Raw genomic sequence first — 16747 nt, forward strand, 5'->3', positions numbered from 1 at the left:
GTCACTCATCCAGGGGGTTGTCATTCTGCAGGTGATCGGCGATCCACAAGGCCTCCTGCTCGGTCAGCAGATCGGCCCAGCCGGGCATGGCGGTGCCCTTCACGCCGTGGAGGATCAGCGCGGCCAGGCCCTCGCGGCTATAGGCGTTCATGCGTGACGCGGGCAGCGCCGGTCCCAGTCCACCGCGCAGGGTCATGCCGTGGCAGGAGCCGCAATCCTGATAGAGCAGTGTCTCGAGCTCGGCCTCGCGCTCGACGGTGAGCGATGGCTCGGCATGTCCGACAAGTGGTAGCGCACAGGCCACGGCCAGCAGCGTCAGGCGAAGAAAAGGATGCGGCGACATGGCGACTCCTGATATGAGGACTGACACGAGTGTCTCTGCCCGGGCGTCGGTGCGCATTGACTGGCGTCAACCAAAGCCTCCTGCCCCAAGGCATATCAGCAAAATCCGAGCGGCTCAATTTCCCTTTGGGGGTAGCCCTCACGTGCTTTGATATACGTCAAGGTCTTTCCTAAAAGAGGACGGTGAGCCGTTAAGAAGCATGAAGTATACGCGTTATTGAGCCACTCTCTTCCCAGGAAGGTCATCGGCCCATTGATACCGGCTGGCCATCCGTCGAATGACAATAACGACACGTCCATGTCCTGGCGACAGCGCATTCAAGGATCATGACAGAGGTGGATCGATGATGAAGAAAGACTGGTATCTCAAGCCACTGGCGGTGGCGGTCACTACCGTCGCACTGGGCATCACCGCGGCTTACGCCCAGGATGACAAGAAGGAGCTCGACGAGACTCAGGCGGCCTATCAGGGCACCGAGTCCGCGGTGGATCCAGGCTCGGCCAGGGTGGTGCGCACCCCCGGGGCGCCGGATCTGACCGATGCGGAGTTCGAGCAGGCCAAGGAGATCTACTTCCAGCGCTGCGCCGGTTGCCATGGCGTGCTTCGCAAGGGGGCCACCGGCAAGCCGTTGACCACCGAGATCACCCAGGAGCGCGGCCTGGAGTATCTCAAGGCCTTCATCCACTACGGCTCTCCGGCCGGCATGCCCAACTGGGGGACCTCGGGCGATCTGACCGAGAGTGAAGTGGAGTTGATGGCCAAGTACATCATGCATGAGCCGCCGCAGCCTCCCGAATTCGGCATGGCCGACATGAAGGAGACCTGGGAGGTGCTGGTCGCCCCTGAGGACCGTCCGACCGAACAGATGAACGACCTGGATATCGAGAATCTGTTCTCGGTCACCCTGCGTGACGCCGGTCAGATCGCTCTGATCGACGGCGAGTCCAAGGAGATCGTCAAGGTTCTCGACACCGGCTATGCGGTGCATATCTCGCGCATGTCCGCCTCCGGTCGCTACCTGTTCGTTATCGGTCGCGACGCCAAGATCGACATGATCGATCTGTGGATGGAAGACCCGAGCATCGTCGCCACCATCAAGATCGGCATGGAGGCCCGCTCCGTCGAGACCTCCAAGTTCGAGGGCTACGAGGATGACCTGGCCATCGCCGGGGCCTACTGGCCGCCACAGTACGTGATCATGGATGGTGAGACCCTGGAGCCCAAGAAGATCGTGGCGACCCGGGGGATGACTGTGGGTGAGCAGGAGTATCATCCGGAGCCCCGGGTGGCGGCTATCGTGGCCTCCCACCAGCACCCGGAGTTCATCGTCAACATCAAGGAGACCGGCAAGGTCCGCCTGGTCAACTACGAGAACCTGGATGCGCTCTCCACCGTCGAGATCGATACCTCGCGCTTCCTGCACGATGGTGGCTGGGACGCCTCGGGTCGCTACTTCCTGACGGCGGCCAACGAGTCCAACCAGATCGTGGTCATCGATGCTCAGGAGCGTGAGCTCGAGGCCATCGTCGACGTGGGCAAGATCCCGCACCCGGGCCGTGGCGCCAACTTCGAGGACCCTGAGCATGGTCCGGTGTGGGGTACCAGCCACCTGGGCGATGCCACCATCCAGCTGATCGGCACCGACCCGGAAGGGCATCCGGACAGCGCCTGGCAGGTAGTGCGCACCCTGGAAGGGCAGGGCGGCGGCTCGCTGTTCATCAAGACCCACCCGGAGTCCGATAACCTCTACGTCGACACCGCCCTCAACCCCAATGAGGCCATCAGCCAGAGTGTGGCGGTCTACGACATCAATGACCTGGAGGCGGGCTTCGAGGTCCTGCCGATCGCCGAGTGGGCCGATGTCGGCGAGGGACCCAAGCGCGTGGTGCAGCCCGAGTACAACCAGGCCGGTGACGAGGTGTGGTTCTCGGTGTGGAACACCATGGACGATACCTCCGCGATCGTGGTCGTCGATGACAAGACCCGCGAGTTGAAGCACGTGATCAAGGATGAACGTCTGGTCACCCCGACCGGCAAGTTCAACGTGATCAACACTCAGAAAGATATCTACTGATCGGGATCGGCGGCGGGCCCTGCCCGCCGCCACCCGCCGCAAGTGAGCTGTGCCGATGCATTGCCAAGCCCCGTCTATTAAAGCCGAAGACCTCGATGCGCTGGACCGTCGCCTGATCGACAGCTACCAGCGTGGCCTGCCGGTCTGTACCCGCCCCTTCCACACCATCGCCGAGCGCCTGGGCAGCAGTGAGGAGGAGGTTCTCGCACGACTCGAGCGCCTTCAGGCCATGGGGGTGCTGAGCCGAGTGGGGCCAGTGTTCGACCACGCCCGAGCCGGCGCCAGCCTGCTCGCCGCGGTGGCCGTGCCCGAGGCCGAACGCGATGCCTTCGCAGAGCTCATCAACGCCGCTCCCGGCGTCAATCACAACTATGCTCGTGAAGAGCCGGCTCGTGAACACGGCTACAACCTCTGGTTCGTGATGACCGCACCGGACGAGCCCGAGCTCGAGGCGCGTCTCGATGACCTGGAGAGGCGCCTGGGGGTGCCGATCCTGCGTCTGCCGATGCTGGAGGGGTACCACATCGATCTCTCCTTCCCCATTCCCTGGGCCGAGCTGGAGCGCGCATGAAGACGACCGACGACCTGAGCCTCGCCGCCACCGGCGCTACCCTCTCCACACCCTCGAGCGAAGCCGAACGCCGCCTGCGCGGCCTGCTTGAACAGGGGCTGCCGATCACGTCGCGCCCCTGGCGAACCCTGGCGGAGCAGGCTGGGATGGCCGAGGGGCAGGTAATGGCCTGCGTACGCCGCTGGCAGGCCGATGGCATGATCAAGCGCCTGGGACTGGTGGTGAAGCATCGCCGGCTTGGCATCCAGGCCAATGCCATGGTGGTCTGGGATGTGCCCGACGAACGCGTCGCCGAGGTGGGGCGCCGTCTGGCTCGCGAGATGGCGGTAACGCTCTGCTATCGCCGCCCGCGCCGCCTGCCAGACTGGCCCTACAATCTGTTCAGCATGATTCATGGTACCCACCGCCAGCGGGTGCTGAGCGAGCTCGATGCCATCGTCCAGCGCCAGGGGCTGGAGGCGCTGGAGCATCGGGCGCTGTTCAGCACCCATGCCTATCGCCAGTGCGGCGGCCGCTATGTGCGCGAGGAGGCGTCATGACCCTCGAGGATCTGGATGCCGTCGACCGACGTCTGATCAATCACCTGCAGGATGGCCTGCCGCTGGTGGCACGCCCCTATGCGGTCGTTGCCACGCAGCTGGGCATCGGCGAGGGAGAGCTGCTGTATCGTCTGGAGCGGCTGCGCGATGGTGGGGTGCTGAGTCGCTTCGGCCCCATGTACCACGCCGAACGGCTGGGAGGCGGTCTGACCCTGGCCGCGCTCGCGGTACCCGAGGCGGACTATGACGAGGTCGCCGGGAGGGTCAATGCCTTCCCCGAGGTGGCCCATAACTATCGTCGTGAGCATGCGCTCAACATGTGGTTCGTACTCGCCACCGAGACCCCGGCACGCATCGCCGAGACCGTGGCCGAGATCGAGGCGGCCACCGGTCTGCCGGTCTTCAACATGCCCAAGGAGGAGGAGTTCCATGTCCGTCTCCACCTGTCCGTCTAGCACGCCCATCGTCGATGATGCCCAGCGGTGCGATGCCCGGGGGCTCGATGCCGTCGATCGAGCCATCGTGCTGGCGACCCAGGCCGGCCTGCCACTGGTTCCCGACCCCTGGGGGGCGGTGGGCCGCGAGGTAGGCATCAGCGGTGCGGAGGTGCTCGAGCGCATGCAGGCCATGCAGGCGAACGGGGTGATCCGCCGGGTCGCGGCGGTGCCCAATCACTACCGGCTCGGCTATGTGGCCAACGGCATGACGGTGTGGGACGTCGACGATATGCAGATCGAGCGTCTGGGCCGCGAGGTGGCCGCCATCGAGGGTGTCAGCCACTGCTACCGCCGCCCGCGGCACCTGCCGCACTGGCCCTACAATCTATTCGCCATGCTGCATGGTCGCAGCCGGGAGGAGGTCGAGCGCCAGGCAGAGGTGCTGCGCAGGCGCCTGGGTGATGCCTGCCGCGACCACCGCATCCTCTACAGCTCGCGCATCCTCAAGAAGACCGGGTTGCGCCTGGCCGGCAAGCGGCCGAACGATGCCGCCACGAACGCCGGTCGTCGAAGCTGAGTCGCGCCTGTCACGGCGACCCGGCACAGCATTTCTCAGCAGGAGAACGCCATGTTCCGCGTCACCCGCTATATCAAGAGCCTGATGGAACCGGGTTCCCCGGGTCATGAAACGAGAGGACCGGCGCGCAAGCCGCCCGGCCCGGTGGTGATCTGGAACCTGATTCGTCGCTGCAACCTGACCTGCAAGCACTGCTATACCACCTCGGCGGATATCGACTTCGCCGGTGAGCTCTCCACCGCCGAGGCCCATGCGGTGCTCGACGACCTGAGCGCCTTCCGGGTGCCGGCGCTGATCCTCTCCGGCGGTGAGCCGCTGATGCGCCCCGACATCTTCGAGCTGTCGCGTCGCTCCCGGGAGCTGGGAATCTACACCGGGCTCTCCACCAACGGCACCCTGATCACCGAGGAGAATATCGACACCATTGCCGAGGTGGGCTACGACTACGTGGGCATCAGCATCGACGGGCTGGAGGCGACTCACGACGTCATCCGCCAGCGCCAGGGCGCCTTCCGCGAATCCATGCATGCGGTCAGGCTGTGCAAGGCGCGGGGTATCAAGGTCGGTCTGCGCTTTACCCTGACCCGCGAGAACTACGAGCAGCTCGGCGATATCCTGGCGCTGCTCGACGAGCACGATGTCGACAAGTTCTACCTCTCGCACCTCAACTATGGCGGGCGTGGCCGGCGCCACAGCAAGCAGGACGCCTGGTATCGCATGACCCGCGACGCCATGACCCGACTGTTCGACCACTGCCGCGATGAACTCGAGCGCGGCGTCGAGCGCGAGTATGTCACCGGCAATAACGATGCCGATGGCCCCTTCCTGCTGATGTGGGCCCGGGAACACTTCCCCGACCAGGCCGCGGCCCTGGAGCAGCGGCTGCTCAACTGGGGAGGCAACGCCTCCGGCGAGAATATCGCCAATATCGATAACCTGGGGCATGTGCACCCCGATACCTTCTGGTGGGACCACGACCTGGGTAGTGTCCGGGAGCGCCCCTTCTTCGCGATCTGGCGCGATACCCAGGACCCGCTGATGGTCGGCTTCCGCCAGCGCCCGCGACCGCTCAAGGGGCGCTGTGCCGAGTGCCACTATCTGTCGATCTGCAACGGCAATACACGGGTGCGCGCCTGGAAGGTCACCGGTGACCCCTGGGAGGAGGATCCCGGCTGCTATCTGACCAATGCCGAGATCGGTGTTGCCGAGGAGGACGAGCGCCGGGTGGCGGCGCCCCATCTCGCTACCCCCTATCAGGCCATCCAGGCCGTCGAGATCACCTGAGGCTTGCGAGGAGTATCGCCATGCCGTCACACCGCGTTTCCTACGATCTGGCCGAGGCGCCGCTGGCGTCCGGCGAAGTGGCCATCATCGGCGCCGGCCCCGGTGACCCGGGCCTGCTGACCCTGCGGGCGCTGTCGCTGATCGAGCAGGCCGACTGTCTGGTCTACGATCGGCTCGTCTCCCGCGAGGTACTGGCGCTGGCGAGCCCCAGGGCTCGGCGCTTCTATGTGGGCAAGGCCTCGCGCTGCCATGCCCTGACCCAGGACGAGACCAATGCCCTGCTGGTGCGCCTTTCCCACGAGGGCAGGCGGGTGGTGCGCCTCAAGGGTGGCGACCCCTATATATTCGGCCGCGGCGGCGAGGAGGCCGAGGTGCTGATCGAGCACGGCGTTGGCTTTCGCGTGGTGCCGGGCATCACCTCTGCCCAGGGGTGCGCCGCCTACGGCGGCTTCCCGCTGACCCACCGCGACCATGCCCAGAGCGTCACCTTCGTTACCGGTCACTGCAAGGGCGACGGCGACCTGGCCCTGAACTGGGCCTCGCTGGCCGCCCCGAACCAGACCACGGTGTTCTACATGGGGCTAGCCAATGCCGAGCTGATCCGCGGCGAACTGCAGCGCCATGGCCTGCCGGCCTCGCATCCCGTGGCCCTGGTGGAGCGCGGTACCACCCCGGAGCAGCGCCGGGTGATCACCTGTCTGGGGGAGCTGGTCGAGACCATCGAGAGTGAGGGGCTGAAGCCACCCACCCTGATCGTGGTCGGAGAGGTGGTACGTCTGGCCGACACCCTCTTTCAGCCGGTACCGGAGCAGGCGGCCTTTATCGAGGGTGCCGTCCTGGAGCGGGTTGCCCTGTGATGACCGATACACGAAGTGCCGTGATCTCGCGGCTCCTGCCCCTGTTGGTGGCGGCGCTGTTCTTGCCCCCGGCGGCTGCCTCGGCCGAGGACGAGCTCGATCTCAAGCCCCAGGCCGGGGCGCTCTACCAGACCCACTGCGCTTCGTGTCACGGTGAAGAGCGCCTGGGGGGAGTCGGCCCGGCGCTGTTGCCAGGCAATCTTTCGCGGCTCAAGCCGGCGGCGGCCGAGGCGGTCATCCGTGACGGCCGTGCCGCCAGCCAGATGCCGGGCTTCGCGGCTCAGCTGGAGGAGGATCAGATCACTCGCCTGGCCGAGTGGATCTACCGTGAGCCCGGTGTGCAGCCGTCCTGGGGACGCGACGAGATCCTGACCAGCCAGGTGGTGCATCACCGTGATGGCAGCCTGCCGGACGAGCCGCGCTTCGATGCCGACCCGCTCAACCTCTTTATCGTGGTGGAGACCGGCGATCATCATGCCACCCTGCTCGACGGCGATACCTTCGAGCCGCTCCACCGCTTCGAGACCCGCTATGCCCTGCACGGTGGGCCCAAGTACACCCCCGATGGGCGCCATGTCTTCTTCGGCTCCCGGGACGGCTGGATCACCAAGTACGATATCTACAACATGGAGGTGGTGGCCGAGGTGCGTGCCGGCATCAATATGCGCAATATCGCCGTCTCCGGTGATGGCCGGTACGTGATGGCCGCCAACTATCTACCCCACAGCCTGGTGCTCTTCGATGCCCACAACCTGGACCTGATGAAGGTCTACCCGGTGCTGGGCGAGGATGGCGAGAGCTCACGGGTCAGCGCCGTCTATGCCGCCCCGCCACGGGGCAGCTTTATCGCCGCCCTCAAGGATATCGAGGAGGTCTGGGAGATTCCCTGGCCGCTGCCCACCGAACCGGTGGTCTCCACCGGCCATATGGCGACCCCGCTGGCACCGCAGCGCGCCCACGATACCGCCAACTTCCGGGTGCGCCGCATCCCGGTGCCGGACTACCTGGACGACTTCTTCTTCGATCTGGAGTATGCCCACGTCATCGGCGCCTCCCGGGGTGGGGAGAGCGACGGCCAGGGTGGCATGGTGATCAACCTGGACAGCGGTGAGAAGGTCGCTGACCTGCCCCTGGAGGGGATGCCCCATCTCGGCTCGGGCATCACCTGGGAGCATGAGGGGCGCCGGGTGATGGCCACTCCTCATCTGACCCGGGCAGCGGTGTCGATCATCGACATGACCACCTGGGAGGTGATCAAGACCCTGGAGACCGACGGCCCCGGCTTCTTCATGCGCAGCCATGCCAACTCGCCCTATGTCTGGGCGGATGTCTTCTTCGGGCCCAACCGCGACCGGGTGCATGTCATCGACAAGGCGAGCCTCGAGATCGTCGAGACCCTGATTCCCGAACCGGGCAAGACCGCCGCCCACGTGGAGTTCGATCGCTACGGCGAGAAGCTGCTGCTTAGCCTGTGGGAAGATGACGGCGCGGTGATCGTCTATGACGCCGAGAGTCTCGAGGAGGAGAAGCGCATACCCATGAGCAAGCCCTCGGGAAAGTACAACGTGTGGAACAAGACACGCTATGAGGAGGGCACCAGCCACTAGCTCTTGCGAAACAATCGGCGCGAGCCGGCGGGCCGGATCAGCGCTAGGCTTCAAGGAAGCAGAGCCAGATGCGACCGGCGATGCCCGGGGAGGCAGCCTTGGAAATCGACACTATCTTCGACGCCAGCTACGGCCGGGTTCTCGAGCATGAGGTTGGCGGGCAGGGCTTCTTCGAAACCTTCTACGCACGCTTTGTCGCCGCCTCGCCTGAGGTAGCGGAGAAGTTCCGTCATACCGATATGGTGCGTCAGCGGGCGATGCTCAAGAAGTCGTTCTACCACCTGCTGGCCTTCTATGCGTCCAGTCACGCCGACTACTACCTGAACAAGGTGGCGATCAGCCACAATCGTCGCCATCTCGACATTCGCCCGGGGCTTTACGATCTCTGGCTGGATGCCATGGTGGAGAGCGTGCGGCGGCATGATCCGCACTGTTGCCCCGAGGTTGAGCTGGCCTGGCGTCTGGTGATGAGCCCGGGCATCGTCTACATGAAGTTTCACTACGATCGCGACGTGCCCGTCGCTCATGACATCCCGTCGGGAGCTGTCCCTTATCAGGACCCGTCCCAGGGGGCGATATAAAGAATCATTCTTGATGCCTGTCATGGAAGTCGTGCACCCATCGGCGCACAATGATCCCATCCAAGCCTCCTGACGGGGTATCCTGACATGTCCTCCTCCCGCACCAGCCAGACCGCCATTTCGCCGACGCTTCTACCCGTGGCGCGTCTGGCCTTTCGGCCCTTCTTCCTGCTCGCCGCGCTGTTCAGCATCCTCTCCCTGGTGGTGTGGCTCGCCTTCTGGCACGGCGATATCCTGCTGCGCCCTCAGGGGGGGCTGATGTTCTGGCACCAGCACGAGATGCTGTTCGGCTTCGCCGTCGCCGTGGTGGCGGGCTTTCTGCTCACCGCGGTGCAGAACTGGACCGGTTTGCCCAGTCTTAAGGGTGGCCCGCTGCTAGGCCTGGTTGGGCTCTGGTTGCTGGCGCGAGTGCTGATGGCCTTTCCCATGGCGCTGCCGGGCTGGCTGGTGGCGACGATCGATCTCGCCTTCCTGCCGCTGGTGGCGGCGGTGATGGCGAGCCTGGTGATTCGCGCCCGGCGCTGGCGAAACCTGATCTTCCTGCCGGCTCTGGGGCTTCTGACCCTGGCCAACCTGCTGATGCACCTGGGCGTGTTGAGCGGCAAGGCGGAGCTGATCCGCCCCGCCGCACACCTGGCGGTATTGCTGATCACGCTGTTGATGGTGGTGGTGGGCGGTCGGGTGATCGCCATGTTCACCGCCAATCGACTGGGCCTGACGCGCAAGCCACCGATTCCGGCCCTCGAGACCCTGAGCCTGGGCAGCGTGATGGCGGTGGTGGTGAGCCAGCTGCTGGTTGCCCTGGGCGTAGCACTGCCATCGACATGGCTGGCGGGGCTGATGGGGCTCGCGGCACTGGCCAATGCCGTGCGCATGTCGCGCTGGGGTGGCCTGCACAGCTGGCGTGAGCCGCTGTTGTGGGGGCTGCATCTGAGCTACGCCTGCATTCCACTGGGGCTTGCCATGTGGGCCCTGGCGCTGCTCGTCGGCAGCCGCGCCGATGCCGCGCTGCATGCCCTGACCATCGGTGGCATGGGCACCATGATGCTCTCGATGATGGCACGCGTCTCGTTGGGCCATACCGCGCGCCCCATCCGTACGCTGCCCGGCATCGGCGTGGCCCTGGGACTGATGGTGGCCGCCGCACTGCTGCGTTTGCCGGTGCTGGTGCTGTTCCCCCAGATTACCCACTGGACCTATAACCTGGGGATCATCTTCTGGTGCCTGGCCTACGGGGTCTTCCTGTTCCACTATACGGGCCCGCTGCTGTCGCCGCGTGCCGATGGCAAGGATGGTTAGCCCGAGACAAGGAGCCCCTCGAGATGGAGTACTACCTGGTGATCAAGCATCTGCATATCACCGCCGCTACCCTGAGCATTCTCTTCTTTATGCTGCGTGCCGTCTGGTCGGTGCGTGAAGCGCCGGTGCTGCAGGCGCGCTGGGTCAGGATCGCCCCCCATATCATCGATACTCTACTGTTGACGCTGGGCGTGGTGCTGATGGTGATGCTCTCCCTGTGGCCGCATCAGCACCCCTGGCTCGCCGCCAAGCTGATCGCCCTGCTGGCCTATATCGGCCTGGGAATGGTGGCGATCAAGCGTGGGCGGAGCCCGGCGACGCGTGGCATGGCCGCCGTGGCCGCCATTCTGGTCTTTGTCTACATGCTGGGAGCGGCCATCCAGCATAGCGCGCTCTCCTGGCTAGCCTGACTCGAGAGTCGCATATCATCCGCCTAGCGCGACCTAAGGTCGGTTGATTGGCCTGTACTGATGTGGCCTATACTGATGTAACACTCATCCGCAGCAAGGAACATGGCATGTCGAAACAGGATCTTCCTTCCGGTGCCGGCCAGGTGGCCGAGCAGTATCCCGAGGTGTGGGACGCCTACGCCGAGCTGGGCAAGGCCTGCGCCGAGAGCGGTCCGCTGGATGCCCGTACGCGTCGGTTGGTAAAGCTGGCCCTGGCCGTGGGCGCTCGCTCTGAGGGTGCCGTGCACTCCCATGCCCGACGCGCCCTGGAAGAGGGCGAGACCAGCGAAGCCCTCAAGCAGGTGGCCATGCTGTCGATCCCCACCCTGGGACTGCCACGTGGCGTCGCTGCCCTGACGTGGATCGAGGACATCACTGACGAGCGCTGAACGCCACCCTCGGGCGACATGTTTTCACCCTCTGTTGCCCGTACCTTTCTGCACTAATTGACCGACATCAAAGCCTGATAGCCCTCTCTTCTGCTAGGCTTAACATGCATCGATAATGCATGTTAATAAATTGCCAGGCGCAAATCGCAGATCAGCGACGCGCCTGCCAGACGAGCAAGGGGGAAAGGTTCATGGCCGACGGTCTCACCAAGTCGGCGGCCCGCAATATCTTCTATGGCGGGTCGCTGTTCTTCTTTCTGCTGTTTGCCGCCCTGACGGCGCACAGCCACTGGTACATGGTCAACAAGTCCACCGACAAGGAGGGGCTCACCGAGTCGGTCGTGCAGGGCAAGCACATCTGGGAAAAGAACATGTGCATCAACTGCCACAGCATCATGGGCGAGGGCGCCTACTTCGCGCCGGAGCTGGGCAATGTCTGGGAGCGCTATGGCGGCCACCAGAACCCCGAAGCGGCGCGTGCCGGCCTGGCTGCGTGGATTCGTGCTCAGCCCCTGGGCGCTCAGGGCCGCCGCCAGATGCCGGCCTACGATTTCAGCGACGAGGAGATGAACGCACTGATCGACTTCCTCGAGTGGACCGACAGCATCGACGACCAGGACTGGCCACCGACCCCGGCGGGCTGAGTCGCCGGACCACCGGACCGCCGCAACGCGGATGAATCAAGGAGAACGACACCGATGAAATATGAAACCCAGAAGGTGGCACTGCCATTCTTCATGGTGGCCATGGCGCTCTTTGCCCTGCAGATCGTCTTCGGGCTGCTGGCCGCCGCCGTCTATGTCTGGCCTAACTTCATGGCCGAGGCCATGCCCTTCAATATCATGCGGGTTAGCCATACCAACCTGCTGATCGTGTGGCTACTGCTTGGCTTCATGGGCTCAACCTACTACCTGATGCCGGAAGAGGCGGAGCGCGAGATCCATAGTCCCACCATCGCCTATATCCAGCTGGCGATCTTCGCCTTCGCCGGTGCCGCGGCGCTGGTCGGCTACCAGTTCGGAATCCACGAGGGGCGCGAGTTTCTCGAGCAGCCGTTCTGGGTAAAGGTGCTGATCACCATCTCCTTCCTGATGTTTCTGTTCAACACCAGCATGACGCTCGCCAAGGGGCGCCGCACCGCAATCAACATGGTGCTGATGCTGGGCCTGTGGCTGGCCGCGGTATTCTGGCTGTTCGCCTTCTACAACCCCAGCAACCTCGCCGTGGACAAGCTCTACTGGTGGTGGGTGGTGCACCTCTGGGTCGAGGGCGTCTGGGAACTGATCATGGCCTCCCTGCTGGGCTACCTGTTGATCAAGATGACCGGTGTCGACCGCGAGGTGATCGAGAAGTGGCTCTACGTCATCGTCGGCCTGGCGCTGTTCTCCGGACTGCTGGGCACCGGTCATCACTACTACTGGATTGGTGCGCCGAGCTACTGGCAGCCCATCGGCAGCATCTTCTCCACCCTGGAGGTGCTCCCCTTCTTCGCCATGGTGGTGTTTGCCTTCACCATGTTCTGGAAGGGCAGCCGCAACCACCCCAACAAGGCCGCCATGCTGTGGGCCCTAGGCTGCCCGACCATGGCCTTCTTCGGCGCCGGGGTATGGGGCTTCATGCACACCCTGCACTGGGTCAATTACTACAGCCACGGCACCCAGGTCACCGCGGCCCACGGCCACCTGGCCTTCTACGGTGCCTATGTGATGCTGCTGCTGGGCATCATCAGCTTCGCCATGCCCCAGCTGCGCCGCGTTCAGCCCTACAACCAGGTGATCAACATGTGGGGCTTCTGGATCATGACCGGCGCCATGGCCTTCATGACCTTCACGCTGACCTTTGCAGGCGTCGTCCAGACCCACCTGCAGCGTGTGCTTGGCATGAACTTCATGGAGGTGCAGGACCAGCTGGTGCTGTTCTATGGCATGCGGCTGGGCGCCGGCATCGCCGTGGCCATTGGTGCCTGCCTGCTGCTCTACGCCTTCTTCGGCCCTGTCCGGGAACAGGTCCCCGCAGGCGGCACCCAGTTGACCGCGGGCCCGGGTCGCGCCTGATCTAACGAGGGCCCTGCAAGGGGCCCTCTTCGATTGTTTTCGAAGATTGTTTTCGAAGATTGTTTTTTGATGGAGTTACGCCATGACCCTCTCCACCGTGGCGGCGTCACACGCCGACCGGGAGATTCCCTACTACGACAGCGTGGGCAACGAGTGCGCGATGTTCGAGCACGCCTATGCCCAGCGCCTGCCGCTGCTGCTCAAGGGACCTACCGGCTGTGGCAAGACCCGCTTCGTCAGCCATATGGCGGCCAGACTGGGCAAGCCGCTGTTCACCGTCTCCTGTCACGACGACCTTACCGCCGCCGACCTTACCGGACGCTTCCTGTTGCAGGGCGGTGAGACACGCTGGGTCGACGGTCCGCTGACCCGCGCCGTGCGCGAGGGCGGCATCTGCTACCTCGACGAGGTGGTCGAGGCACGCAAGGATGTCACCGTGGTGCTGCACCCGCTCACCGACGACCGCCGACTGCTGCCGCTGGAGCGTACCGGTGAGCTGCTCGAGGCGCCGGACGACTTCATGCTGGTGGTCTCCTACAACCCCGGTTATCAGCATATCCTCAAGTCACTCAAGCCCAGCACCCGCCAGCGCTTCGTGGCGATGACCTTCGACTTCCCCCCGCCCAAGGTCGAGCGCGATATCGTGGCCCGCGAGAGCGGCCTGGAGCCGGATCGCTGTGCGGCACTGGTCAATCTGGCGGCCAGCCTGCGCGCCATGAAGGGCCAGGACCTGGAGGAGGGCATCTCCACTCGTCTGCTGGTCTACTGCGCGACCCTGATCCAGGCCGGCATGCCGATCCGCGACGCCGCCCGCGCCACCCTGGTGGAGCCGCTTACCGATGATGCCGACGTCCAGGAGGGCCTGATGGAGGCCGTCCAGGCCACCTTCGGTTGATCCGTATATGTTCGTTGCAGTCGCTGATACCGGGAGGCCCTTCGGGGTCAGACCCCGGCGGAGGGGATCACCGTTGGAAAGGTGCACCATGACGGGTCTATTGGCCTGGCCGGGGTCTGACCCCGAAGAGGCACAGAGCCACCATCCACGGCATCGTCGATTTTGCGCTACTGGGGGCACTGATCATGCTGGACTTTCTTGAGGTCGAGGAGACCGTCGGCCGCTACTGGCACCGCTGGGCTTCCGGGGCGGCGAGCTACCCCGACCACCCCGAGGCGGCGGTCAGCCTCGAGAGCCTGCGTCCCATGCTCGGCGTCTTCTTTCGTGCCGGCGGAGGAGAGCAGGGCATCGAGGTGGCCGCCATCGCCCGGCGCGCCTCGGCCCACCGGCTGAGCCTGCGCCAGCGCCTGGGTCTCGACGAGGAGTCCCTCGACCAGGCCCGCCGTGATGAGGAGCATCTGCTGCTGCCACCGCGCCTGGCGCTGTTTCCCGAGGCCGCCCTCAACCGCGACCTCTATCTGTGGCTGACCGCCTACCTGGCCGAGGCACGGCCGCTGAGCCTTCCCGAGGATCCCCTGCAGGGCGACCTGGCGCGGCTGCGCGAGGCGCGCCGTACCACACGGGCCGCCCTGGCGCGCTTCCCCGGGCTGACCGAGCGCTATGTGCGGCTGTGTGGCGAGCTGCTCGCTATCCGCCCGCAGCGCAAGCGCCTGCCCGCCATGGAGCGGGCCCTGGAGGCCGCACTCTGTGCCGAGCTAGGGGCGCCCGACCCCGAGGACGCCTGGGCGGTGGCCATGCAGCGCGCCATCCGCGAGGATGACCTCCCCCTCGAGGAGTTTCGTGCCCCCCGCGGCTATCGTCCGCCGCTGCCGGTGCCGCTCTGGGGCCAGGCGGTAACCCTTGGGACCAGCGCCGGCGTCCGCGAGGAGAGTGCGGATGACGAGGAGCTGCCCGAGGCCGCCGCTTCGGCCGACGACGACCATGGCAAGCGCCAGGCCGATCGCCGCGAGCAGGAGCAGGCCGATCGCGATGATCCACTGATGCTCAACAATATGGAGAAGATGCTCTCCTGGGCCGAGATGGTGAACCTCAATCGTCATGTGGAAGACGAGGAGGAGGAAGAGGCGCGTCAGGCGGCGGACCAGATGGACGAGATCGTGCTCAGCGCCAATCGCAAGAAGGCCGCGTCCCGTCTCAAGCTCGACCTCGATCTGGCGCCCGAGGAGGCCGCCGGTGGCCGCCTCAAGGGCAAGCACCCCTACCCGGAGTGGAACCATCGCAAGCAGGCCTATCTGCCCGATCACTGCCTGGTGATCAGCGACGTGCAGAGCGAGGAAGGGGAGAACTGGGAACCGGATGAAGCGACCCGTCGGCGTATCCGTCGTGTGCGGCGCGAATTCGAGGCGCTGCGCCCGCGGCGCGAGATCCTGCGCGGTCAGCTGGATGGCAGCGAGCTCGACATGGACGCCGTGATCCGCTCGCGCTGCGACCTGGCCGCCACCGGCGAGGCGAGTGACCGGCTCTATCTGGCCAGCCGCACCCAGGCTCGGGATCTGGCAGTCTCGATCCTGGTGGATGTGTCGCTCTCCACCGAGGCGTGGCTGCAGGATCGCCGCGTGCTCGATGTGGCCAAGGAGGCCCTGCTGGTGCTGGGGCACGGTCTGGCGGGCTGCGGCGACGACTATTCGATCCACAGCTTCACCTCCCAGCGTCGCCACAAGGTGTGGGTCAATACGCTAAAGTCATTCGACGAGCCCATGGGGGAGCGGGTAACCCGACGCATATCGGCGCTGAAGCCGGGCAGCTACACCCGCATGGGGCCGGCGATTCGCCACCTGTCCAGGCAGCTGAGCGAGCGCCCCAATCGTCATCGCCTGCTGCTGATGCTGACCGACGGCAAGCCCAACGATAACGACTACTACGAGGGGCGCTACGGCATCGAGGATACCCGCAAGGCGGTGCTCGAGGCGCGGCGCCAGGAGGTGAAGGTGTTCGGGGTGACCATCGATCGCGAGGCGGGGCAGTATATCCCTCACCTGTTCGGTCGCGGTGGCTACGCCATCGTACAGCGTCCCGAGCACCTCGCCCTGGCGTTGCCGAGTATCTATCGCCAGATCATCGCCACCTGAGCCCCCGTCATCCGAACCATCGCCGAGGAGATGCGCCCATGACCTCTCGAACCCGACCGATCCTCGCCGTGGCGGCCTGGAGCCTGGTCGCCGTGGCGCTGGTGCTGCCGCTGGTGTGGCTGATCAATAACCGCGACTGGGGTGTCGGGCTGATACTGCTGGCGCCGCTGCTGGTCTACGGCCTGATGCGCCTGGGGCGTTCCCTGGAGAGCTGGGCTCGGGCGAGTGCACCGCCGAAGCACCCTCAGCGACGCTAAAGTGAAGCCTTCGTCGTCCTGAGCGCTACCGGACAATGCAAAGGGCCTGCTGATGCAGGCCCTTTGCCGTATGCCGCTCAGGCCTCAGGCCATCCGGCCCACCAGATAGCCGGCACCGATCAGCGCCAGGGTGAGGATCACCAGGCCCACGAAGGCCCCCTTCCAGGCCGGGGTGGCCCTGCGCAGGTTGAGATAGACCATCAGCAGGCGCTGGGCCTTGAAGCCGGTGGCCAGGATGACCAGCGCCGCCGACCACAGCGGCAGCGTCTGCCAGTCACTGGCGTCGAGCAGCGCCGAGACCATCGACACCACCGTCAGGCCCATCAGCACGGCCCAGGTGGTCAGCAGGCGGCGGGTGCCGGGCAGCGGTGTCATGCGACCTCCGTTTTCAGCGCAGCAGGGAGC

General features: G+C 65.2%; 19 protein-coding genes. 17 read left to right on the plus strand and 2 right to left on the minus strand.

Annotated elements, in window-relative coordinates; all coding sequences use genetic code 11:
- Position 1: 1 nt before the first annotated feature.
- A complete protein-coding gene (locus GRB80_RS05950; protein ID WP_161422879.1) occupies positions 2–343 on the minus strand; it encodes a c-type cytochrome in 342 nt (113 codons plus the stop codon).
- 343 nt (positions 344–686) lie between these two features.
- Here GRB80_RS05950 and GRB80_RS05955 point away from each other — a divergent pair, with 343 nt between their 5' ends.
- From GRB80_RS05955 to GRB80_RS06035, 17 genes are all read left to right on the plus strand, one after another.
- Positions 687–2417, plus strand: coding sequence for a nitrite reductase (locus tag GRB80_RS05955; RefSeq protein ID WP_132041745.1), 1731 nt, complete (start codon positions 687–689; stop codon positions 2415–2417).
- Positions 2418–2472: 55 nt separating this feature from the next.
- Positions 2473–2988, plus strand: coding sequence for an Lrp/AsnC family transcriptional regulator (locus GRB80_RS05960; RefSeq protein ID WP_161422880.1), 516 nt, complete (start codon positions 2473–2475; stop codon positions 2986–2988).
- On the plus strand, positions 2985–3527 hold the full coding sequence (ahbB, locus tag GRB80_RS05965) for a siroheme decarboxylase subunit beta (protein ID WP_161422881.1): 543 nt from the start codon (positions 2985–2987) through the stop codon (positions 3525–3527). Before GRB80_RS05960 ends, ahbB (GRB80_RS05965) begins: the two co-directional genes overlap by 4 nt.
- Complete coding sequence (locus GRB80_RS05970) at positions 3524–3982, plus strand: Lrp/AsnC family transcriptional regulator (protein ID WP_202597170.1); 459 nt, start codon at positions 3524–3526, stop codon at positions 3980–3982. Before ahbB (GRB80_RS05965) ends, GRB80_RS05970 begins: the two co-directional genes overlap by 4 nt.
- Positions 3957–4541 carry a siroheme decarboxylase subunit beta gene (ahbB, locus tag GRB80_RS05975; RefSeq protein ID WP_161422882.1) on the plus strand — a complete coding sequence of 195 codons (585 nt, stop codon included), beginning with the start codon at positions 3957–3959 and terminating at the stop codon, positions 4539–4541. Before GRB80_RS05970 ends, ahbB (GRB80_RS05975) begins: the two co-directional genes overlap by 26 nt.
- 51 nt (positions 4542–4592) lie before the next feature.
- Positions 4593–5825, plus strand: coding sequence for a heme d1 biosynthesis radical SAM protein NirJ (gene nirJ / locus GRB80_RS05980; RefSeq protein ID WP_161422883.1), 1233 nt, complete (start codon positions 4593–4595; stop codon positions 5823–5825).
- Between the two features lie 20 nt (positions 5826–5845).
- The gene (gene cobA / locus GRB80_RS05985; protein WP_161422884.1) at positions 5846–6682 is read left to right on the plus strand and encodes a uroporphyrinogen-III C-methyltransferase; all 837 of its coding nucleotides are present in this window, start codon (positions 5846–5848) and stop codon (positions 6680–6682) included.
- Positions 6682–8289: a nitrite reductase gene (locus GRB80_RS05990; RefSeq protein WP_161422885.1), complete on the plus strand. Its 1608-nt coding sequence runs from the start codon at positions 6682–6684 to the stop codon at positions 8287–8289. Before cobA ends, GRB80_RS05990 begins: the two co-directional genes overlap by 1 nt.
- 98 nt (positions 8290–8387) lie before the next feature.
- A complete protein-coding gene (locus GRB80_RS05995; RefSeq protein WP_161422886.1) occupies positions 8388–8870 on the plus strand; it encodes a globin in 483 nt (160 codons plus the stop codon).
- An 87-nt stretch (positions 8871–8957) separates the two neighbouring features.
- Positions 8958–10169: an NnrS family protein gene (locus GRB80_RS06000; protein WP_161422887.1), complete on the plus strand. Its 1212-nt coding sequence runs from the start codon at positions 8958–8960 to the stop codon at positions 10167–10169.
- A gap of 23 nt (positions 10170–10192) precedes the next feature.
- Positions 10193–10579, plus strand: a complete 387-nt coding sequence (locus GRB80_RS06005; protein ID WP_161422888.1) for a SirB2 family protein — start codon at positions 10193–10195, stop codon at positions 10577–10579.
- Between the two features lie 107 nt (positions 10580–10686).
- Entirely contained in the window at positions 10687–11007 is a 321-nt protein-coding gene (locus GRB80_RS06010) for a carboxymuconolactone decarboxylase family protein (protein ID WP_132041737.1), read from the plus strand.
- 191 nt (positions 11008–11198) lie between these two features.
- Positions 11199–11651: a c-type cytochrome gene (locus tag GRB80_RS06015; protein ID WP_132041736.1), complete on the plus strand. Its 453-nt coding sequence runs from the start codon at positions 11199–11201 to the stop codon at positions 11649–11651.
- A gap of 54 nt (positions 11652–11705) precedes the next feature.
- Entirely contained in the window at positions 11706–13061 is a 1356-nt protein-coding gene (locus GRB80_RS06020) for a cbb3-type cytochrome c oxidase subunit I (RefSeq protein ID WP_161422889.1), read from the plus strand.
- An 82-nt stretch (positions 13062–13143) separates the two neighbouring features.
- Entirely contained in the window at positions 13144–13956 is an 813-nt protein-coding gene (locus GRB80_RS06025; protein ID WP_161422890.1) for a CbbQ/NirQ/NorQ/GpvN family protein, read from the plus strand.
- Positions 13957–14141: 185 nt separating this feature from the next.
- Positions 14142–16085 carry a nitric oxide reductase activation protein NorD gene (locus GRB80_RS06030; protein ID WP_161422891.1) on the plus strand — a complete coding sequence of 648 codons (1944 nt, stop codon included), beginning with the start codon at positions 14142–14144 and terminating at the stop codon, positions 16083–16085.
- 38 nt (positions 16086–16123) lie between these two features.
- The gene (locus tag GRB80_RS06035; RefSeq protein ID WP_161422892.1) at positions 16124–16342 is read left to right on the plus strand and encodes a hypothetical protein; all 219 of its coding nucleotides are present in this window, start codon (positions 16124–16126) and stop codon (positions 16340–16342) included.
- A gap of 84 nt (positions 16343–16426) precedes the next feature.
- Here the strand turns inward: GRB80_RS06035 and GRB80_RS06040 are convergent, their stop codons facing one another.
- Entirely contained in the window at positions 16427–16717 is a 291-nt protein-coding gene (locus tag GRB80_RS06040) for a cytochrome C oxidase subunit IV family protein (RefSeq protein WP_161422893.1), read from the minus strand.
- Positions 16718–16747: the final 30 nt, after the last annotated feature.

Origin of the sequence: Halomonas icarae (assembly GCF_009901955.1) — a bacterium.
GTDB classification, from domain to species: domain Bacteria; phylum Pseudomonadota; class Gammaproteobacteria; order Pseudomonadales; family Halomonadaceae; genus Halomonas; species Halomonas icarae.

What these genes read in the sequence shown, in the direction of transcription:
- ahbB (WP_161422881.1), top strand. Translation starts at nt 2,985, where the DNA reads ATGAAGACGACCGACGACCTGAGCCTCGCCGCCACCGGCGCTACCCTC.
- GRB80_RS06015 (WP_132041736.1), top strand. Translation starts at nt 11,199, where the DNA reads ATGGCCGACGGTCTCACCAAGTCGGCGGCCCGCAATATCTTCTATGGC.
- GRB80_RS05955 (WP_132041745.1), top strand. Translation starts at nt 687, where the DNA reads ATGATGAAGAAAGACTGGTATCTCAAGCCACTGGCGGTGGCGGTCACT.
- GRB80_RS06020 (WP_161422889.1), top strand. Translation starts at nt 11,706, where the DNA reads ATGAAATATGAAACCCAGAAGGTGGCACTGCCATTCTTCATGGTGGCC.
- ahbB (WP_161422882.1), top strand. Translation starts at nt 3,957, where the DNA reads ATGTCCGTCTCCACCTGTCCGTCTAGCACGCCCATCGTCGATGATGCC.
- GRB80_RS06000 (WP_161422887.1), top strand. Translation starts at nt 8,958, where the DNA reads ATGTCCTCCTCCCGCACCAGCCAGACCGCCATTTCGCCGACGCTTCTA.
- GRB80_RS06010 (WP_132041737.1), top strand. Translation starts at nt 10,687, where the DNA reads ATGTCGAAACAGGATCTTCCTTCCGGTGCCGGCCAGGTGGCCGAGCAG.
- GRB80_RS06030 (WP_161422891.1), top strand. Translation starts at nt 14,142, where the DNA reads ATGCTGGACTTTCTTGAGGTCGAGGAGACCGTCGGCCGCTACTGGCAC.
- GRB80_RS05990 (WP_161422885.1), top strand. Translation starts at nt 6,682, where the DNA reads ATGACCGATACACGAAGTGCCGTGATCTCGCGGCTCCTGCCCCTGTTG.
- GRB80_RS05970 (WP_202597170.1), top strand. Translation starts at nt 3,524, where the DNA reads ATGACCCTCGAGGATCTGGATGCCGTCGACCGACGTCTGATCAATCAC.
- cobA (WP_161422884.1), top strand. Translation starts at nt 5,846, where the DNA reads ATGCCGTCACACCGCGTTTCCTACGATCTGGCCGAGGCGCCGCTGGCG.
- GRB80_RS05950 (WP_161422879.1), bottom strand. Translation starts at nt 343, where the DNA reads ATGTCGCCGCATCCTTTTCTTCGCCTGACGCTGCTGGCCGTGGCCTGT.
- GRB80_RS05960 (WP_161422880.1), top strand. Translation starts at nt 2,473, where the DNA reads ATGCATTGCCAAGCCCCGTCTATTAAAGCCGAAGACCTCGATGCGCTG.
- GRB80_RS06040 (WP_161422893.1), bottom strand. Translation starts at nt 16,717, where the DNA reads ATGACACCGCTGCCCGGCACCCGCCGCCTGCTGACCACCTGGGCCGTG.
- nirJ (WP_161422883.1), top strand. Translation starts at nt 4,593, where the DNA reads ATGTTCCGCGTCACCCGCTATATCAAGAGCCTGATGGAACCGGGTTCC.
- GRB80_RS06005 (WP_161422888.1), top strand. Translation starts at nt 10,193, where the DNA reads ATGGAGTACTACCTGGTGATCAAGCATCTGCATATCACCGCCGCTACC.
- GRB80_RS06025 (WP_161422890.1), top strand. Translation starts at nt 13,144, where the DNA reads ATGACCCTCTCCACCGTGGCGGCGTCACACGCCGACCGGGAGATTCCC.
- GRB80_RS06035 (WP_161422892.1), top strand. Translation starts at nt 16,124, where the DNA reads ATGACCTCTCGAACCCGACCGATCCTCGCCGTGGCGGCCTGGAGCCTG.